Genomic DNA, 17413 nt, shown 5'->3' on the forward strand with positions numbered 1-17413 from the left:
ATGGATAATCTTGGTTATGTCAAAGGGACGTTGTTCGCTGGGTTATTGCTTACGGTAAACCAGGGTTGGGCAGCTAATGCTACAGCGCCAGTTAAAGTCAGTAACTATGTTATTCCTTCGGTATTTGCTAACGCGTTATATCAGGGCATGTCGGTCCCTGTTTTTATTCGTTATGAAGGCGATAATAGTACCCAACGCAGCCAGCAAAAAATCGCTGATGCCATCCTTACCATCAAGGATAATGAGTTTCGCCTGAACCAGATCACCCTCAGCGATCTCCCAGAGCGAACTGAACTATCGCCGCAAATAAAATCGCTGATTAACGAGATGCAGGACAAAAGCATCGGCGACGGTCAGCGCGTTTATATCAACAAAGACGCCTCGCTATCACTCGATACGCGTTCATTTTATCTTGAATTGACGGTTAACCGGGAGGCCATGCAGGCCGCTATTTTGCCGCGTACCAACGTACTTGGAGAATCCACTGCGCAGGACCTCTCCAGCGTACTGAATTACTCCATGGGAAGCTATTACAACAAATATGAGAATACCGATAGCGCAAGTAGCTACCTGACGCTGGACAATACCTGGTCGCTGCGCGAGCACCATCTGAACTTCAACGGTTCTCTGTACGGTATTGGTACCAGCAATCAGCAGAGCAAACTGTATCGCTCGATGTACGAACGTGACTATCAGGGGCGCCGCCTGGCGATGGGGATGGTGGATACCTGGAATCTGCAATCGATCGCCAGCATGAGCGCCCTGAACTCCAGCCGCATTTACGGCATCAGCTATGGCAATAAAAGCAGTTCACAAACGCAAGACAACACGCTTGCTCTGGTGCCCGTAACGGTGTTCCTGCCGGCCGCCGGTGAAGTGCACGTTTACCGTGACGGTAAACTGCTCAGCATTCAAAACTTCTCCATGGGCAGCTACGAACTGGATACGTCGCGCCTGCCGTTTGGCATCTATAACGTTGATATACAGGTGGTCGTTAACGGGCGCGTAGTCAGCAGCCGGACGGCGAACATCAATAAAACGTTCGCCCGAAAATCGAGCGTCACCGGCGATCTCTCATGGCAAACCTTCGCGGGCAGCCTCGAATACAACAAGATGGACTATCGCCACAACTACAACATCAATTATGGCACACGGAATACGTGGATTGCCGGGGTCGCCGCTGCAACCAGCCAACCCTGGCTTTCCGGCGTGAATCTGAAAACCACGCTCTACGGTTTTGACAATAACGGCGTCAATGAAACGGAAGCGAACGTTATTTTCAACAACTCGTTCAGCTTTAACCAGCAGGGGCTGCTCGCTACCGACGGCAGCTGGCAGAGTACCTCCACCTTCAATATGAGTTTACCGGATGGGTACGGCAGCCTGTGGGGGTCGCGCCAGTATGGTTCTATCGGTAACGCGCTGCCCATGCAGCAGAACGACTACTTTACCGTAGGCGCTAACGCTAACCTGCGCAAAATAGCGCCGTTCCTCGGTACGCTGAGCGTCAGCCGAACCAATAATAAATATACCGGAAGCACCTATACCAACGTCGATTACGATCAATCGCTGTTAGCCAATCGCTATGCGACGATTTCTCTGCGCGCCGGTATTCAGAATTATCAGTACAACAACCACGAAAATCTGCGCGATAAGTACGTCAATATTGATATCTCTATCCCCTTCTCTACCTGGCTTAGCACCGGGGTGTCCAGCCAGAACGGAAACATGCTGGCGAACGCCACGCTGCGCAAAAGCTTCGACAACAGCGCCATTACCCAGGTGGGGGCATCGGTTTCGAAACAAATTAAACAGAATAAAAATGACGATAGCAGCTATCGCGCCGACGATTACGCAACCAATGGTTACGTCAGCTATGACACCAAATATAACGCCGGCACCGTCTCCGTCAGCCGCTCATCGCAGCACAGCTCAAACTACAGCCTGAGCTCGCAGGGCAGCGTGGCCTGGACGCAAAAAAATATCTATGCCGGAAAAGGTACCCAAACCGCCGGCCTGGTGGTCAACACCAATTTCAGCGGCAAGGGCCGGATGATGGCGCAGATCAACGGTCAAAGCTATCCCCTCACCGGCAAAAGCAACTTCATCAGCCTTCCGCCTTACGCGGAATATAAGGTGGAGCTGATGAACGACAAAAACTCAGAAGACAGCGTCGACATCGTGACCGACCGCCGCAGCAAAGTCGTGCTCTATCCGGGCAACGTCAGCGTGATTAATCCGGAAGTCAAACAGCTGGTCACCGTATTTGGCCGGGTGAAAGACCGTCGCGGCGGTTACTACGCCAACGCCGATATTCATAACCACATTGGTAAAACCCGAACCGACGAACTCGGTGAGTTCGCCATGGACGTCGATAAGCGTTATCCAGTGATTACCCTGGTGGATAAATTCGGCGGCATTTGCGAAGTGGATCTGGATCTGAATGAAGCGAAAGGCGCCGTGTGGGTCGGGGAGATTCCTTGTGAGATCCAACAACAAACGGCATCAGTGACTGGAGATGTTAAGAATGTCTATTAAACCCCAGAGCATCATGCTGCTGGCCGGCTGGCTGCTGGCCGCGCCGGCTATGGCGCTCACCCCCAGCAACAGCGGAAGCGGCAGCAACTCCTATATGTTTATCGACAATGATGTCGATGACGAATATTTCATCACCACCAGCTCCCTCGACCCACGCTTCACCGGAGCCAACGTCTGGACAAAATATCCGACTAACCAGCGTAGCCTGGGGTATATAACCTACGTAGGCTGGGCTTACGCCAACCGCTACTTCGACCTGTGGATCGAGAATTCGCCCATTAACCAGCCGTTTCTCGGGATCCGCTGCATGTCTACGGGCGCAAACTGCCCGGCGTCTGGCTATATTTCTCCCGATGTCATCGATAAAGACGGCTACTATCACGCGATGTCCGGCAACACCGTAGCAAACGGTTATTACGGCGCCGGCGCGCTGAGCCAGTCGGCCTATGAGTATTTTCGCGATCGGCCAGTGGGGACCATCGATTCTTTGCAGCTTAATCTTTGCTACATGAATACCAATACCGATTATGACTTTGCCTCCGGCGTTCGCTGTAAAGATCTCCCCAGCGGGGGAACATGGCGCTACTACACGTTCAACCTCGAAAAGGTCTCGCATCTGAAGTTAAACAGTACCGGTGCTATGGCAGAAGTGTGGATTGCCAGCGATGGCACGCCAAGCGTTAACCTCGGCTCTGATTTATGCCAGATGGGCGTGGTAGGGAGCGGTTTGACGAGCGCTTCGGGAATCATCTGTAAAATGGTGTCTTACAATTTACAGGAGACCAAAGTACTCACCTCCAGCCTTGATATCCGGATGCTCATTGATACGGCAATGTTGGGATTCTCTCCTTCGGCATCGGAAGTAAGGTTCAGCGGTGATGGGGCAACCTGGTACAACTACAGTAGCACTACCGTCGACTATAACCAGGTTTTCACACCGTCAGGTAACTACGTCTACGTGTTCCTGTCCAACGCCTTTTTCCAAAAAGTCCTCAAGGCGGGAACGGATTTAACCAACAAGGATTCTCTGTTTACCTTCTATTTTGATAACGCCGTCACCACACAATCGGGTTATTATCAGTTCACGCCATCAACATTAATTAACCTCATCCCGCGGGAATACGGCATCAGCATTGTCGCCAGCGACGGGCATTCGCATCCACAAGCATCCGGCAAGATCGGTAGCGAAGAGCCCATCACCTTTGAGTATAAAGTCACCACCTCCGCATCGCGTCAGGCCGATAGCATCACCGCCCAGGTAATCGGCGACTCCATCAACATGTATGGTCTGCCGTACTGCCTGTTTACCTCAGCGGACGAGACGCTAAAAGTGCCTGTCCCGGCCTACCTCGAATGGACGTCCGCTACCGGTAAAGCGGTAAAAGTCCGCAACAGCTGTGGCGAAGATCCTGTCGATATGACCAATGCCGCCTGGGTTCAGACGGCCTGGAACGCCAACGTTAACGATGGTTTCTTTTTTACCACCACGCTGAAACTGCTGTTTCCGATGGATGACCCGCATTCACAGTTCACCACCAATGGCCATGACTGGATGGGTGTCGTCAACGCTACCGGAGATGTGAAAGTGACCGCCACCTGGATTGGCGTCGATCGGGGGGTATGATGAAAAAAATCCTTGTCATCGGATTATGCGGACTGTGGATGCCGCCCGCGTCTGCGGTGTACTTTGACTCTATTATCTATGATATGGATGCCAGTAAAGATTTTATCTCCCGGCCAATAGTCAATGATACAAAAAACAACAATTTGTATACCATATCGGCTTATAAAATCTCCCGACCGGGCAGCGGAGATGAAAGACCCGTTCCAGGCCAGGATAAAGATCTGGTCTGGTCGCCGCTGAAGTTCACGGTACAGGCGAATGGCCAGGAATATTTTAAACTCTATTATCGCGGGCCTAAAGATGCCGTTGAGAGATATTATCGGGTAATTTTTAAGGAAACCCCGGTTACGATTTTCCCCTGGCGTCAGGACCAGAAACAAATGGATGTCGTTCCCTCAGTGTCTATGAGCACCATTCTCATCGTGCGCCCGCGTAAAACGCAGTTCAAGTATGAGATAAACGAAGAAACAGGCACTATTAAAAATACCGGTAACACCTTTTTTAGAGTTGTTATCCAGAAAGGATGCAATGGTGATGATGAAAGTTCGACGCAATTTTACATGCTGCCAGGGGAAAGCTGGAAAGATCCTAAGGCTCAATACGGTAATAAAAAATTTATTGTCGCACTGGGTAAATACCATCGCTTAGGAAGCAGCTGCTTTACCGATGCCTCTGACTAATCACTGCCGATCCAGAGCGGGTATGTTATGCCTGAAGCGCAGCTCGCGCAGGCGATTGAGTCCGCCGAACTTCTTGCATAAAGAGTATTGAAAGCGGCAGACGCTGCGGGTATCGCACGCCATGATGCGGGCGATATCCTGGCTGGAATGCCCGTCCGCCAGCAGGCGCAGCGTCTTCATTTCATGCTCCGTCAGCGACGGTGTGCGCCGGCAGCGAAGATTTCGCCCCAGCATGATGCGTTTTATTTTCTTGATTAAGCTGCTTAAGCTATCGTTGACTTCCACCACCGACCATAATAATCCGGAGCGCAGCATCCAAAAATTAGCCATGGGCAGCATGCTCTTATCCGCGAGTAAAATAACTTTCAGTCCGGTCTCCTGCAGTTTTTCAGCCCACTCCTCATGCAGAAAATACAAAATATTGTCGAGGGAGAAATCCACTACCACCATTCCCTCAGGCAGAAAACAGGTAATTTCACGAAAAACCAAATCATTAACCGCTCGCTTAAAAAAATAGTTTTTATCTGGCCATACAGAAAACTTCCTCTCTCCGCAAAGGGATCGCTCCATTTTATCTTCCGCTTCAATAGGGCAGTTTAAACCACACGCCATACATTTAATCTCATGGTTACCTGCCGGCATTACGCTTACCTCTTGAGTGGCTAAAAAATATTTTCAAAAAGATACATATGGAATATCAAACATACTATAAACAAAAATTATTGCCGCTATTATATTTACTATAACCATAGAAAACAAAAGACTAATTTATAATTCCAGACCTTCGGAAAAATAACGTTAACACCTTTCATTAAATATTTTAATAGAACCATCATATAATTTAACTATATCATATATAGCAAAACATCGCTGCCTGATTCCCTTACTCGAAGCGAGCATACAATTTTGTGACTTAATTTATCATCACGCGATGCATAATATTCGCAGGCAATCGTCATTCTCTGGCTCCGGTGGGCAGTGGCCCACTCGCCGCCGCCGGAAATGCCTCCGCCAGCCAGTCGATAAATACGCGCAGTCGATATTGCCGCTGATAAGGTCCGAGGGGCTGTCAGCAACCACCAGACTACGTTGATGGCGGGCTGGCGCAGAACTAAAAAATGCTGCCTGAAGACCCTTGGATTCATGGGTCTTCAGGTGCTACCGTATAGACATAATTAGCCGTTTTGTTCTGTAGCCGAATGATCGGTATACCTGTTCTAATAATTATGGATGATGATATCAATGAAACTAAAAATAGCGTTTATCGCGCTCGGCTGTTCGCTTGCCGCCCTTTCCGGCTGTACCTCCTCAAAATCGTCCCCGGAACGCCACGCTTACTATTTTGTCTCACACCGCAGCGATTTCGTCGGCGGTAACTTCGTTAGTAACCGTCAGGAAAACTACCGCTTAAATCTGCCGAACTTTACCGACATCTATGCCCGCGGCCAGCAGGACAGAAAGTCGGGGATGAGCGAAAGCGACGCCCGCCGTACCGCCGACGCAATCAGGCAGCAGGTGGCAGAGGGCACAAAAACCCAGCACGCATTTACCGGCAACGTCAGCGATAAATGGGATAACGAAATGGAAAATAAAGACGCCGTGCTGTTCGGTAATGAACTGGCCGGAACGTATCTCGACGGCTATTTTGGCGTGAAATAACCCAGCGGGTGCGCGAAATGCGCACCGCGCCTTCGGCTTATCTTTCCACCTTCACCCAGCGCTGCTGCTGATGGCTTTTCACTATCGCCGCAATGATGTACATCACATCCGCCCCCTCGTAGAACGAGGCGAAACGCCGTGACGATGCCGGCGGCATCTCACCGGTGCGCACCGCCTGATAAAAGCTCAGCATCATATTTTTAAACGCATCGGGCCAGCCTTCATTATGCCCGCCGGGGAAGTGGGCGCTGGCGGCGGCCTCGCCGAGCATCAGGCTCGGATCGTCGCTCAGCAGCTGGTTTGGCCCCTGGCGATGGCCAATCCACAGCCGCTGTGGCATTTCCTGATCCCAGGCCAGCGAACAGCGGCTGCCGCCGATCTCCACCGTCAGGCCGTTTTTTCTCCCGGCGCTGACCTGCGAAACGATAAAGCTCCCTTTGCTGCCATCGTCGAAGCGAAACAGGACCGACCCCAAATCTTCGGTATCGACGGGCCGCGCTTCATACGCGATATCATCGCGATGCTGGCTGAACGTCGCGTCGCCGGCCACGGGCGCCTGGCGCGTCGGCCAGACGATGGAGAGGTCCGCCATCACCTCCACAATGCGTCGGCCGGTCATAAACTGCACCGTATCGCACCAGTGGGAACCAATGTCGGCCATCGCCCGCGAGGCCCCGCCCTGCGCCGAATCCACCCGCCAGTTATAGTCGGTCTCCAGCAGCATCCAGTCCTGCAAATAGCTGCCGTGCACCGCAAACAGCCTCCCGACATCGCCGTTGCGCATCATCGCCGCCGCCTGCTGCACCATGGCAAACTGGCGATAAACAAAGCTGACGCCATGAATCACCCCGGCGCTTTCCGCCAGCGCCACCAGCTCACAGGCCTCCTCCGCGGTCATGCAGAGAGGCTTTTCTGAAAAGACGTGCAGTCCGGCGGAGAGGATCTGTCGGTTAATCCGCGCATGCAGATGGTTCGGCGTACAGTTATGCACCACCTGTAGCCCGGGATGCGCCAGCAGCGCCTCAACGCTACCGTAGGCGTGCGCCACGTTGAGCTGGCGCGCCTTCTGCTGCGCCATCTCCAGCGAACCGTCGCACAGCGCCACCACCTCGATGTCGCCCACCCGGCGCAGCGCTTCCAGATGCGCCGGCCCGATAAATCCGGAGCCAATAATGCCGACCTGAATCATTATTCCTCCTCCTTGCCTGCGGCGAAATCGTCAAACGCCCGCCCGGAGACCGGGATGATATGGCGGCGGATAAACTCGCTGCCTTCGCGCGCGCCGACCTCCGCGTCCTTCAGGCAGCACTCCCACTCCAGCACCGCCCAGCCGTCAAAATCATACTCGGTGAGCTTGCTGAAAATCGTTTTGAAATCGATCTGCCCATCGCCCAGCGAACGAAAACGCCCCGCCCGCTGCTGCCAGTTCTGATAGCCGCCGTAGACCCCGCTGCGCCCGTCGCGGCGGAATTCGGCATCTTTGACGTGAAACGCTTTGATTCGCGAATGATAGATATCGATATACGCCAGGTAGTCCATCTGCTGAAGATGAAGGTGGCTGGGGTCATAGAGCATATTGCAGCGCGGATGGTTATCGACCCGCTGCAAGAAACGCTCGAAGGTCACGCCGTCATGCAGGTCTTCGCCGGGATGGATTTCGTAGCAGACATCCACGCCCTGTTCGTCAAAAACGTCCAGCAGCGGTCGCCAGCGCCGGGCCAGTTCATCGAAGGCCTCATCGAGAAGCGGCTGATTATGCGGCGGCCACGGATAAAAATAAGGCCACGCCAGCGCCCCGGAAAAGGTGGCATGCGCCTTCAGCCCCAGACGCGCCGAGGCCACCGCCGCCTGGCGCACTTTCTCTACCGCCCACTGCTGGCGCGCCTGCGGGTTACCGCGCAGCGCGGCGGGCGCAAACGCGTCAAAGGCCGTATCATAAGCCGGATGAACGGCCACCAGCTGCCCCTCAAGATGGGTGGACAGCTCGCCGATCGCCAGGCCCTGTTCCGCCAGGATGCCGCTCACCTCATCGCAGTAGGTCTGGCTCGCGGCGGCGCGTTCAACGTCGAAAATCGCCGGATGGTTACAGGGGATCTGCAGTGCCTGATAGCCCAAACCGGCGGCCCACTGCGCCAGGCCCTCCAGGGTATTAAACGGCGCCTGCGCGCCGATAAACTGCGCCAGGAAAATGCCCGGTCCTTTGATTGTTTTCATACCACCTCCTGAAAAATTAACGCTGCTCTTTCTCGTTGTAATGGAAAGAGAAAAGGAAAATCAGCGCGATAACCGCAGCGGCCACCGCCGGGATCCACCAGAAGGTCACCCACGCCTGCGGTACGCTCTGGCCTGCCACCAGATGGTTGTACAGCGCGCCGGAGATCTGCGACCCCAGCAGCATGCCGATACCGTAGGTGAACATCACGATCATGCTTTGCGCCTGGCCCTTCACTTTTTCACCGGCCACGCGGTCGGTATAGATAAAGCCGACAACAAAGAAAAAGTCATAGCACACGCCGTGCAGCAGGATGCCGAGATAGAGCAGGAAACGCCCCTCTTCGCTGACCCCCAGCGCAAAGAAGGCGTAGCGCACGAACCACGCCGCCATGCCGATCAGCAGCATGTATTTCACCCCGAGGCGGCGGAACAGCAGCGGGATCACCAGCATAAAGAAAATTTCTGACATCTGACCGAACGACATCGCGGTGCTGACGTCCGCGATGCCGGCATCCGCCAGATAAGAGGCGGTATAGGCGTAGTAGGTCCCCAGCGGAATCGAAATCAGCGTCGCGCAGAGGGAGAAAATCAGGAAGTGGCGCGTTTTCAGCAGCGCGAAAGCGTCGGCGCACAGCAGATCGCGAAACTGGACCGGCGTTCCTTTCGCCGGCGCCGGCGTGTGCGGTAGCGTCAGGCTATAAACGGCCAACGCCGCCGAGCAGAGCGCCGCCAGGGTAAAAATGCCGGTGGTATCGGAGATACCGGTGACGCCGATGAAGATACCGGCGATAATCCAGCCGATGGTGCCGAAGACGCGCACCACCGGAAAGGTTTTATCGACGTTCGCCAGGCTGTGGAAAGCGATGTTGTTGGTCAGCGCCAGCGTCGGCATATAGCACAGGGTGTAGCCGAACAGCAGGCCAATCAGCAGCGCGCCGTTTTGCGCCACCAGCGCCTGCGGGACAAACCACAGAATAACCGCTCCGGCCAGATGCATCACCGCCATCACCTTCTGCGAAGCGAAAAAGCGATCGACCAGCATTCCCAGCACAAACGGCGAGAGAATAGACGCAATCGGCCCGGCGGAGAAAGCATCGCCGATCAGCAGCGACATCTCATAGCGGGTCATCACCAGCCCCAGCGTCACCGACCAGCTACCCCAGATAAAGAACTGCATAAACATCATTAACGACAGCCGCGGCACCAGAAAACGGTGAGCTACGCGGGGACTTTCACGACCTTCGGTTGTTGTGACCATTTCGACCGCCCTCAAAAAGTAATCGATTACAAATACGCTCAAATAAAAAGTAATCGATTACAAAAAGAAGATCGCGGGCAAAATACGCTAAGCGCGAAGAAGATCACAATAAAAGAGATAATGCCCCGCCGGACGACGGGGCGATCGCGCTACGCCGAACGGCGCAGGGTTTTAAAGGCCACAAACAGGAACAGGATCCACACCGGCAGCAGAATCGCCGACAGGCGCATCCCGTCAATCGTGCACATCAGCACCAGGATCAGCCCCAGAAAGGCGATACAGATATAGTTTCCGGCGGGCGACAGCAGCGCTTTAAACTTCGACTCGCGCCCCTTGCGCCGCTGGGCGGCGCGAAACTTGAGGTGCGCCAGGCAGATCATAATCCAGTTCAGCAGCAGCGTTGCTACCACCAGCGCCATCAGCAGGCCGAGGGCTTTCTGCGGCAGCAGATAGTTAAGCAGCACCACCAGCGAGGTGATAATCCCCGAGAGCAGCAGGGAGTTAACCGGCACGCCGCGCTTGCTGACGCGGGCGAGAAACTTCGGCGCATTGCCCTGCACCGACAGACCGAACAGCATCCGGCTATTCGAGTAAACGCCGCTGTTATAAACCGACAGCGACGCTACCAGAATCACGAAGTTCAGCGCGGAAGCCACCACGTTGCTGTCGAGATTATGAAAGATCATCACGAACGGGCTGCTGTCGGATTTGATTTCCACCCACGGATAGAGCGCCAGCAGAACCACCAGCGAACCGATATAAAACAGCAGAATACGGTATACCACCTGGTTAACCGCTTTCGGGATGCTCTTTTCCGGGTTCTGCGCTTCCGCGGCGGTAATGCCGATAAGCTCCAGTCCGCCGAAGGAGAACATGATCACCGCCAGCGACACGATCAGGCCGTGCCAGCCGGTGGCGAAGAAACCGCCGTGTTTCCACAGGTTATCGATTCCCGCCTTGCTGCCGCCGTGGCCGCCGAACAGCATCCACAGGCCAAAGCCGATCATGCCGATAATCGCCAGCACCTTAATCAGCGCGAACCAGAACTCCGCTTCGCCGTACAGGCGCACGTTCACCAGGTTTACGGCGTTGATAATGATGAAGAACGCGGCGGCCCAGATCCACGTCGGCACATCCGGCAGCCAGTACTGCATATATATCCCGGCGGCGGTCAGCTCCGCCATCCCGACCAGCACGAACATCACCCAGTAGTTCCAGCCGGAAAGAAAACCGGCGAACGGGCCCCAGTATTTATAAGCAAAGTGGGCAAAGGAGCCTGAAACCGGTTCTTCGACGACCATTTCGCCCAGCTGGCGCATGATTAGAAAGGCAACTATCCCGGCGACGGCATAGCCGAGCAGTACGGCCGGTCCCGCCATTTGAATCGCCGGCCCGATGCCGAGAAACAGGCCAGTACCGATGGCGCCGCCAAGGGCGATAAGTTGAATATGTCGGTTCTGTAAACCGCGATGAAGCGTCGGGCCGCTTTCCTCTACGGCATCCGACGATGTTGACGCGTCTTTCACGTCGATCCCCTGTGTATATATATGAAGGGGCACCTTTTAACACTTATACCCGTCATACTTCAAGCTGCATGTGCGTTGGCTTTTCTCGCTCACCCCAGTCACTTACTGGAGTAAGCTCCTGGGGATTCCCTGCGTCGCCGCCTTCCTGCAACTCGAATTATTTAGGGTATAAAATCGTCATACTTCAAGCCGCAGATGCCCTGGCTTTATACATTCATTGATTTATTACAACCGGCGAGCCGCCCTGCCCGCTCCTGCGGTTTTGCCTTAAAATTCGTAGCCGACCGAAACCTTGAACGTGCGCGGTTCGCCGCGGAACAGATAGGTTCCGCTGTCGTCCGCGCCGGACCAGTAGTTCTCATCCGTCACGTTATCGACGCCCGCGCGTACCGTCATCTGATTCTGGTTCTCGTTAAGCGCCAGACGATAGCGCACGCCGAGATCCAGGGTCGTGAAGCTATCAATCTTCTTGCTGTTCGCCTGGTCGGCATACTGCGAACCCGAGTGATTGAGGCGTGCGGTGGCGGTCAGGCCGTCGATAGGTTTGATGTCATACTCTGCGCCAAGCACCGCGTAGAAGCCCGGTACGCCGATGGCCGTTTTACCATCATTGACGCCATCCTTGGTTTTCGACAGTTCGGCTTTCAGCCAGGTCGCGCTGGCGTTAAGGCGCAGGCCGTACAGCGGTTCGCCGAAAACGTTAAATTCCACGCCGCGATTGCGCTGCTCGCCGTTAAGGCCATAGCGTTTCTGGCTATCCAGGAAGGCGGAAGGCATTTTAATTTCAAACAGCGCCAGCGAGCCGCCAATGCGGCCAAAATCCGCCTTCATCCCGACTTCGTTTTGTTTTGAGTGAATAATTCCGACGCTTTCCCCATAGTTAGCGGCGGAGGTTGGCGCATTGCTGCCCGGCTGCAGGGCTTCGGTATGGTTAGCGTATAAAGAGAGAACCTGCCACGGCTTATAGACCACGCCATAGGTCGGCATCCAGCGGCTATCGTCATACGCATCGCTTTGCAGGCCGGTGACTTTATCGTAGTTGCGCACCACCACTTTTTGATGACGGGCGCCGACGGTGAACAGCAGCGTATCGTCCAGCACGCCGAGGGTGTCGCTCAGCAGCCAGCCCTGGGAACGGGTGCGGCCGCTGGTGAGCGGATCGCCATAGTCGCCGCCGAATGATGCGTTCGCCGGGGGCGCAACCGGACGGGTATCGTAGATATTCACCAGCGGATTATCCGCCGCCTTCGACATCCGCCACGCGGTTTTGTCGTTCTGGGTTTTCGCCGAATAGCCGACGTTGACCTTGTGCGACACAAAACCGGTGGCGAATTCGCCGCGTATCCCGGCCATGCCGCTGGCGGTATCCATATAGCGGTTGGTGTCCAGGCGCCCCGCCGTGGCGTTGCCCGCCCGGTCAATCAGCTTCGAGGCGCTATAGAGACCGATTTCATGGGCATGCTGCGCCCCCAGAGCGGCGTAGGCGGTCCATTTATCGACAATGTCGTATTCCATTCTCAGCATACCGAACTCATTTTCGATATCGCTGTAAGCCCATTTTTGCGTGTAGTTGTGGGTGTTATCCGGCAGGCGCGGAATAAAATCGACGCCCGAAATGTTGATGCCCATCGGGCTACCGTGGAAGGTTTTTTTCTGATAGCCAAAGTCAAACGAGCTGCGCATCCGTTCGCCGCGATAATCGAGCCCTATGGAGGCCAGCGTGGTTCTGCGCTTATCACTCTCCACCGCCGCCTCGCCTTCGCGGTGCACCAGATTCACCCGCGCGCCGAACTGGTTGTCGTCGCCAAAGCGGCGGCCCAAATCCAGCGTACCGCCGACCTGAGAATCCGAGGTATAGTCGACGCCCACGCGGGCGGTCGGGGTATCTTCCGCGCGCTTAGGCTCCAGGTTGATCATCCCGCCGACGCCGGAGCTGGCCGCACCGTTAAGCAGAGCGTTGGCGCCTTTAAAAATTTCGACCCGCTCAAGCATGGCGGTATCCACCACCTGACGCGGCACCACGCCCGCCAGCCCGCTCAGGGTCATATCGTCGCCGTCAAATTTAAGGCCGCGAATGCGGTAGGTCTCGGCGTAGTTACCGTAGCCCTGCACCGGCTGAACCCCGGCATCGTTGCTGACCACATCGGCGATGGTTTTCGCCTGCTGATCCTCGATAAGCTTCGAGGTATAGCCGATGATGCTAAACGGAACGTCCATCGCGTTTTGTTCGCCGAGCATCCCTAGACGGCCGCCGTTGGCTATCTGACCATCGAGATAGGCGGGCACTATCAAATCGCCGCCGGCTTTAAAATCGCTGGCGGATGCGGCCTGAACGACCATCGTTTCTTCGCTTTTCTGGCGTTCGGCGACGTTTTCCGCCGCCGTTGCCGAATGGGAGATTGCGCCAATGGTTAACGCCAGCAGCGTTTTCCGCAGCGGGAAAGCCGGTGCGGCGCAGCCGCTTAAGTTGGCAGAGACGGCCAGCGCCGGGAGAGTGCGTTTCATAAGATCAGTCCTGAACAAAATCAACGATCCGATAGTGACTCCGCCGCCGAAATTCGCATTTCCGGTCTTGCGCCTGTGAGCCCCATCCAGTGCCTTCGCCGTTTCCCTGTGAGCCCGCGACGTACGCAGGTTATCTCCTGATAAAACCGCAAACAAGAAGAAGAATGAGAACTATACGCATTATCTTATCGTAATCAAGCCTGGCTTTTGCCGTCTGGAAAAACGTTTCATTTTTCGCTGAAAGGGATTCGCCGCAGAGGTTTGGGCGAAAGGTGAGGAAGCGCGCGCAGCAAAACGCGGAGAGACAAAAGGCCGGAACCCGACAGGCTCCGGCCTCAATCACTACGCGCTGGCGGTATCCAGACGCGCCAGCTGCCCGGCGCTCAGGCTCAGCGCGGCGGCGCGAGCAAAGCTCTCCACCTGAGCGAGGCTGGTGGCGCTGGCGATGGGCGCCGTCACGCCGTCGCGGCTCATCAGCCAGGCCAGCGCGACTTCGGCAGGTTTAGCGCCGCTTTGCTCCGCCACTTCAACCAGGGTATCGACAATACGCAGCCCGCGAGGATTGAGATATTTGCCGATACCGCCCCCGCGCTGGCTTTGCGCCAGGTCGGACTGCTGGCGGTATTTGCCGGTCAGGAAGCCGGACGCCAGGCTGTAGTAGGTCACCACGCCGATATCGCGGCTGATGCACAGGTCGCAGAGCGCGCCCTCAAAAGCCGAGCGATGATAAAGATTGTATTCCGGCTGCAGCACCTGCCAGGCCGGCAGGCCGCTTTTACGCGACACCTCCAGCGCGCCTGAAAGCTGCTGCGCATCGAGGTTCGAGGCGCCCATGGCGCGGATTTTCCCCGCCTGCTGTAGGGCGTGGAAGGCGTCGAGGGTTTCGGCGACCGGCGTTTCCGGGTCCGGCCAGTGGGCGAAATAGAGGTCAATATAATCGGTATTCAGGCGTCGCAGGGAGTCGTCCACCGCCTGCTGGATCCAGGCTTTTTTCAACCCTTTATGACCGGGAAGGCCTAAATCGGAACCCACTTTGGTGAAGAGCTTTACCTTATCGCGCATGCCTGGCCGCGCCTGTAGCCAGCGGCCGATAATGGTTTCAGACTCGCCGCCCTGGTTGCCATCCGCCCAGCGGGAGTAGACATCCGCCGTGTCGATAGCATCGAAGCCGTGGTCTATAAACGCATCAAGAATGGCAAAACTGGTTTTTTCATCGATGGTCCAGCCAAAAACGTTACCGCCAAACACCAGCGGGGCGATGGAAAATCCGGTTTTGCCCAAGGGACGTGTCATCATGCCGTTCACTCCTTATCGCTTATATTCAGTATCCTTCGGAACGCCGTGAGGGCCAGAAAAGGACAATTACGGGATAGTAAGAAAAAGGAAGCTTGAAGCGGGCTATCCGTGCCCGCTGAATGCATAACAACATTATGTCCCGGAATAGACGTCAAAGCTAAAATATTTCCCGGCTAACTTTTTATAGGTGCCGTCGGCGAGAATAGTGGCAATCGCGCCGTTTATCTCCTGGCGCAGAGCATCGTCCTCTTTGCGCAGGCCAATCGCCGCGCCGGCGCCGAACAGCTTGTCGTCCTTCAGGTGGCCGCCAACGAAGGCAAAATCTTTACCCTGCGGCTGCTGCAGGAAGCTGTAGTCGGCCATCATCCCGGAAAGCACCGCGCCGTCAATACGCCCGGACTCCAGATCCTGAACCACGCGATCCGCCCCCTGATAGGCGACGATATTGATCCCCGCCGTGCGCCAGTGCTGGTTAACGTAAGTCTCCTGCGCCGAGCCCTGCTCTACGCCGATGGTTTTGCCCTTCAGCTGCTCGACGGTATTCCCGGCCAGGGTGTTTTTACGCGCCACGAGGAACACCGGGCCGTTGTACAGCTTGTCGCTAAAGCCGATCTGCTCTTTACGCTTCTCGGTCATATACATGCCGGAGAGGATCGCGTCGAACTTACGCGCCTTCAGCGCCGGAATAATGCCGTCGAAGTTGCTTTCCACCCACACGCACTTCGCCTGCAGCTGGGCGCAAATCGCGTTGCCGAGGTCAATATCAAAACCCGCCAGCTTACCCTGCGGATCTTTCCATTCAAACGGCGCGAAAGTCGGATCGACGCCAAAGCGAATTTCCTTATTTTCTGCGGCCAGGGCTGAAGTTGAGGCCATCAGCGCGACCCACAGCAGAAGAGATTTTTTCATTATTTACGGACTCCAGAGATCAACGGCAGTGTGTTTCAACTAACCGGGCGAACAGCGTCGCGCCGGTAGAAATAATGTCATCATTAAAGTCATAGCCGGGGTTGTGCACCATACAGCTGCCCTTCCCGCCTTTCTCGCCATTGCCCAGCAGGAAGTAGCAGCCGGGGCGCTGCTGGAGCATAAAAGCGAAATCTTCGCTGGCGTTCATCGGCGAAATGGATTCCAGCACGCCCTCCTCGCCAAAGACGTCCAGCGCCAGCGCTTTGGCGAATTCGGTCTCTTCGACACTGTTGGTCAGTACCGGATAGGAGTCAAAAACCGCTACCTCGCTGCTGGCGCCGTAGCTTTTGGCGGTAAAATCAGCGAGCTCCTTGATCCGCGTAATCAGCAGGTCGCGAATTTCCGGCTTCATCGCCCGCACGCTCAGCTCCATCACCACGTTCTCAGGGATGACGTTGGAGGCGATACCCGCCTGGAAGGTGCCGACGCTCACCACCGCGGTTTCGCCCGGCGGTACGTTACGCGCAACGATGCTTTGCAGATTCATCACCAGCGCCGCGCCGGTAACAATGGGATCGACGGTGCGCTCGGGATGCGCGCCGTGGCCGCCGTAGCCGGTAATGGTGATTTTTACCGTATCCGCCGAGGCCATAAAATTCCCGGCGTAAAAGCCGATTTTCCCCACCGGCAGGCCCGGCATATTATGCAGGCCGAAGATGCGCTCGCAGGGAAAGCGCTCAAACAGGCCGTCTTTGATCATTAAATCCGCGCCGCCGATCGCTTCTTCCGCGGGCTGGAAAATCAGGTGTACCGTGCCGTTGAACTGGCAGGCCGGCGAGGCGATATATTTCGCCGCCGCCAGCAGAATGGTGGTGTGGCCGTCGTGGCCGCAGGCGTGCATTTTTCCGGCCACGGTGCTGGCCCAGGGGAGATCGGTCGCTTCGAAAATCGGCAGCGCGTCCATGTCGGCGCGCAGGCCGATAGTACGCGGCGAATCGCCCTTGCTTAACGTTCCTACCACCCCGGTTTTCGCCAGCCCGCGGGTCACCGTATAGCCCCACTCGGTCAGTTTTCCGGCCACCAGCTCGCTGGTATTAAACTCTTCCAGGCTTAATTCCGGATGGGCGTGCAAATAATGACGGATCGCAATCATTTCATCTTCGGTAGCTTTAATTTCAGGAATTACACAGTCGGTCATGCCGGT

The 17413-nt window shown here is 55.6% G+C and carries 13 protein-coding genes; 4 read left to right on the plus strand and 9 right to left on the minus strand.

Annotated features, from left to right (window positions below; all coding sequences use genetic code 11):
• Genes ABLU96_RS00450 through ABLU96_RS00460 form a run of 3 tightly spaced genes read left to right on the plus strand, consistent with a single transcriptional unit; the run spans window position 1 to window position 4842 of the window.
• On the plus strand, window positions 1-2538 hold the full coding sequence (locus ABLU96_RS00450; protein WP_046876903.1) for a TcfC E-set like domain-containing protein: 2538 nt from the start codon (window positions 1-3) through the stop codon (window positions 2536-2538).
• Window positions 2528-4162 carry a hypothetical protein gene (locus tag ABLU96_RS00455; protein WP_064405474.1) on the plus strand — a complete coding sequence of 545 codons (1635 nt, stop codon included), beginning with the start codon at window positions 2528-2530 and terminating at the stop codon, window positions 4160-4162. The genes ABLU96_RS00450 and ABLU96_RS00455 overlap by 11 nt, the downstream gene beginning before the upstream one ends.
• Window positions 4159-4842: a fimbria/pilus periplasmic chaperone gene (locus ABLU96_RS00460; RefSeq protein WP_025107085.1), complete on the plus strand. Its 684-nt coding sequence runs from the start codon at window positions 4159-4161 to the stop codon at window positions 4840-4842. The genes ABLU96_RS00455 and ABLU96_RS00460 overlap by 4 nt, the downstream gene beginning before the upstream one ends.
• Here ABLU96_RS00460 and ABLU96_RS00465 read toward each other — a convergent pair whose 3' ends face one another.
• Window positions 4843-5484, minus strand: coding sequence for a LuxR C-terminal-related transcriptional regulator (locus ABLU96_RS00465; RefSeq protein WP_233933021.1), 642 nt, complete (start codon window positions 5482-5484; stop codon window positions 4843-4845).
• A 600-nt stretch (window positions 5485-6084) separates the two neighbouring features.
• Here ABLU96_RS00465 and ABLU96_RS00470 point away from each other — a divergent pair.
• On the plus strand, window positions 6085-6501 hold the full coding sequence (locus ABLU96_RS00470) for an Exc2 family lipoprotein (RefSeq protein ID WP_014228272.1): 417 nt from the start codon (window positions 6085-6087) through the stop codon (window positions 6499-6501).
• A 37-nt stretch (window positions 6502-6538) separates the two neighbouring features.
• On the opposite strand, the gene ABLU96_RS00475 is transcribed toward ABLU96_RS00470, so the two are convergent.
• The 8 genes from ABLU96_RS00475 to ABLU96_RS00510 all read right to left on the minus strand — a co-directional run bounded on the left by ABLU96_RS00475 (window position 6539) and on the right by ABLU96_RS00510 (window position 17407).
• Window positions 6539-7690 carry a Gfo/Idh/MocA family oxidoreductase gene (locus ABLU96_RS00475; RefSeq protein ID WP_064405473.1) on the minus strand — a complete coding sequence of 384 codons (1152 nt, stop codon included), beginning with the start codon at window positions 7688-7690 and terminating at the stop codon, window positions 6539-6541.
• Window positions 7690-8715 carry a sugar phosphate isomerase/epimerase gene (locus ABLU96_RS00480; protein WP_064378339.1) on the minus strand — a complete coding sequence of 342 codons (1026 nt, stop codon included), beginning with the start codon at window positions 8713-8715 and terminating at the stop codon, window positions 7690-7692. The genes ABLU96_RS00475 and ABLU96_RS00480 overlap by 1 nt, the downstream gene beginning before the upstream one ends.
• Window positions 8716-8731: 16 nt before the next feature.
• Window positions 8732-9973 (minus strand): MFS transporter, encoded by a 1242-nt coding sequence (locus ABLU96_RS00485; RefSeq protein ID WP_025107089.1) that lies wholly within the window; start codon window positions 9971-9973, stop codon window positions 8732-8734.
• A gap of 149 nt (window positions 9974-10122) precedes the next feature.
• Complete coding sequence (gene pheP, locus ABLU96_RS00490; protein WP_048261542.1) at window positions 10123-11499, minus strand: phenylalanine transporter; 1377 nt, start codon at window positions 11497-11499, stop codon at window positions 10123-10125.
• A gap of 267 nt (window positions 11500-11766) precedes the next feature.
• The gene (locus ABLU96_RS00495; protein WP_163556892.1) at window positions 11767-14004 is read right to left on the minus strand and encodes a TonB-dependent siderophore receptor; all 2238 of its coding nucleotides are present in this window, start codon (window positions 14002-14004) and stop codon (window positions 11767-11769) included.
• 342 nt (window positions 14005-14346) lie between these two features.
• Window positions 14347-15300, minus strand: coding sequence for an aldo/keto reductase (locus ABLU96_RS00500; protein WP_014228266.1), 954 nt, complete (start codon window positions 15298-15300; stop codon window positions 14347-14349).
• Window positions 15301-15432: 132 nt separating this feature from the next.
• On the minus strand, window positions 15433-16209 hold the full coding sequence (locus ABLU96_RS00505) for an ABC transporter substrate-binding protein (protein WP_004848539.1): 777 nt from the start codon (window positions 16207-16209) through the stop codon (window positions 15433-15435).
• 19 nt (window positions 16210-16228) lie between these two features.
• Window positions 16229-17407, minus strand: coding sequence for a M20 aminoacylase family protein (locus ABLU96_RS00510; protein ID WP_064374595.1), 1179 nt, complete (start codon window positions 17405-17407; stop codon window positions 16229-16231).
• Window positions 17408-17413: the final 6 nt, after the last annotated feature.

The sequence above is a fragment of the Klebsiella sp. CN_Kp106 genome (genome assembly GCF_040064575.1).
Taxonomy (GTDB): Bacteria; Pseudomonadota; Gammaproteobacteria; order Enterobacterales; family Enterobacteriaceae; genus Klebsiella; species Klebsiella michiganensis.

What these genes read in the sequence shown, in the direction of transcription:
- ABLU96_RS00495 (WP_163556892.1), bottom strand. Translation starts at nt 14,004, where the DNA reads ATGAAACGCACTCTCCCGGCGCTGGCCGTCTCTGCCAACTTAAGCGGC.
- ABLU96_RS00470 (WP_014228272.1), top strand. Translation starts at nt 6,085, where the DNA reads ATGAAACTAAAAATAGCGTTTATCGCGCTCGGCTGTTCGCTTGCCGCC.
- ABLU96_RS00485 (WP_025107089.1), bottom strand. Translation starts at nt 9,973, where the DNA reads ATGGTCACAACAACCGAAGGTCGTGAAAGTCCCCGCGTAGCTCACCGT.
- ABLU96_RS00450 (WP_046876903.1), top strand. Translation starts at nt 1, where the DNA reads ATGGATAATCTTGGTTATGTCAAAGGGACGTTGTTCGCTGGGTTATTG.
- ABLU96_RS00465 (WP_233933021.1), bottom strand. Translation starts at nt 5,484, where the DNA reads ATGCCGGCAGGTAACCATGAGATTAAATGTATGGCGTGTGGTTTAAAC.
- ABLU96_RS00475 (WP_064405473.1), bottom strand. Translation starts at nt 7,690, where the DNA reads ATGATTCAGGTCGGCATTATTGGCTCCGGATTTATCGGGCCGGCGCAT.
- ABLU96_RS00505 (WP_004848539.1), bottom strand. Translation starts at nt 16,209, where the DNA reads ATGAAAAAATCTCTTCTGCTGTGGGTCGCGCTGATGGCCTCAACTTCA.
- ABLU96_RS00455 (WP_064405474.1), top strand. Translation starts at nt 2,528, where the DNA reads ATGTCTATTAAACCCCAGAGCATCATGCTGCTGGCCGGCTGGCTGCTG.
- ABLU96_RS00460 (WP_025107085.1), top strand. Translation starts at nt 4,159, where the DNA reads ATGATGAAAAAAATCCTTGTCATCGGATTATGCGGACTGTGGATGCCG.
- ABLU96_RS00500 (WP_014228266.1), bottom strand. Translation starts at nt 15,300, where the DNA reads ATGATGACACGTCCCTTGGGCAAAACCGGATTTTCCATCGCCCCGCTG.
- ABLU96_RS00480 (WP_064378339.1), bottom strand. Translation starts at nt 8,715, where the DNA reads ATGAAAACAATCAAAGGACCGGGCATTTTCCTGGCGCAGTTTATCGGC.
- ABLU96_RS00510 (WP_064374595.1), bottom strand. Translation starts at nt 17,407, where the DNA reads ATGACCGACTGTGTAATTCCTGAAATTAAAGCTACCGAAGATGAAATG.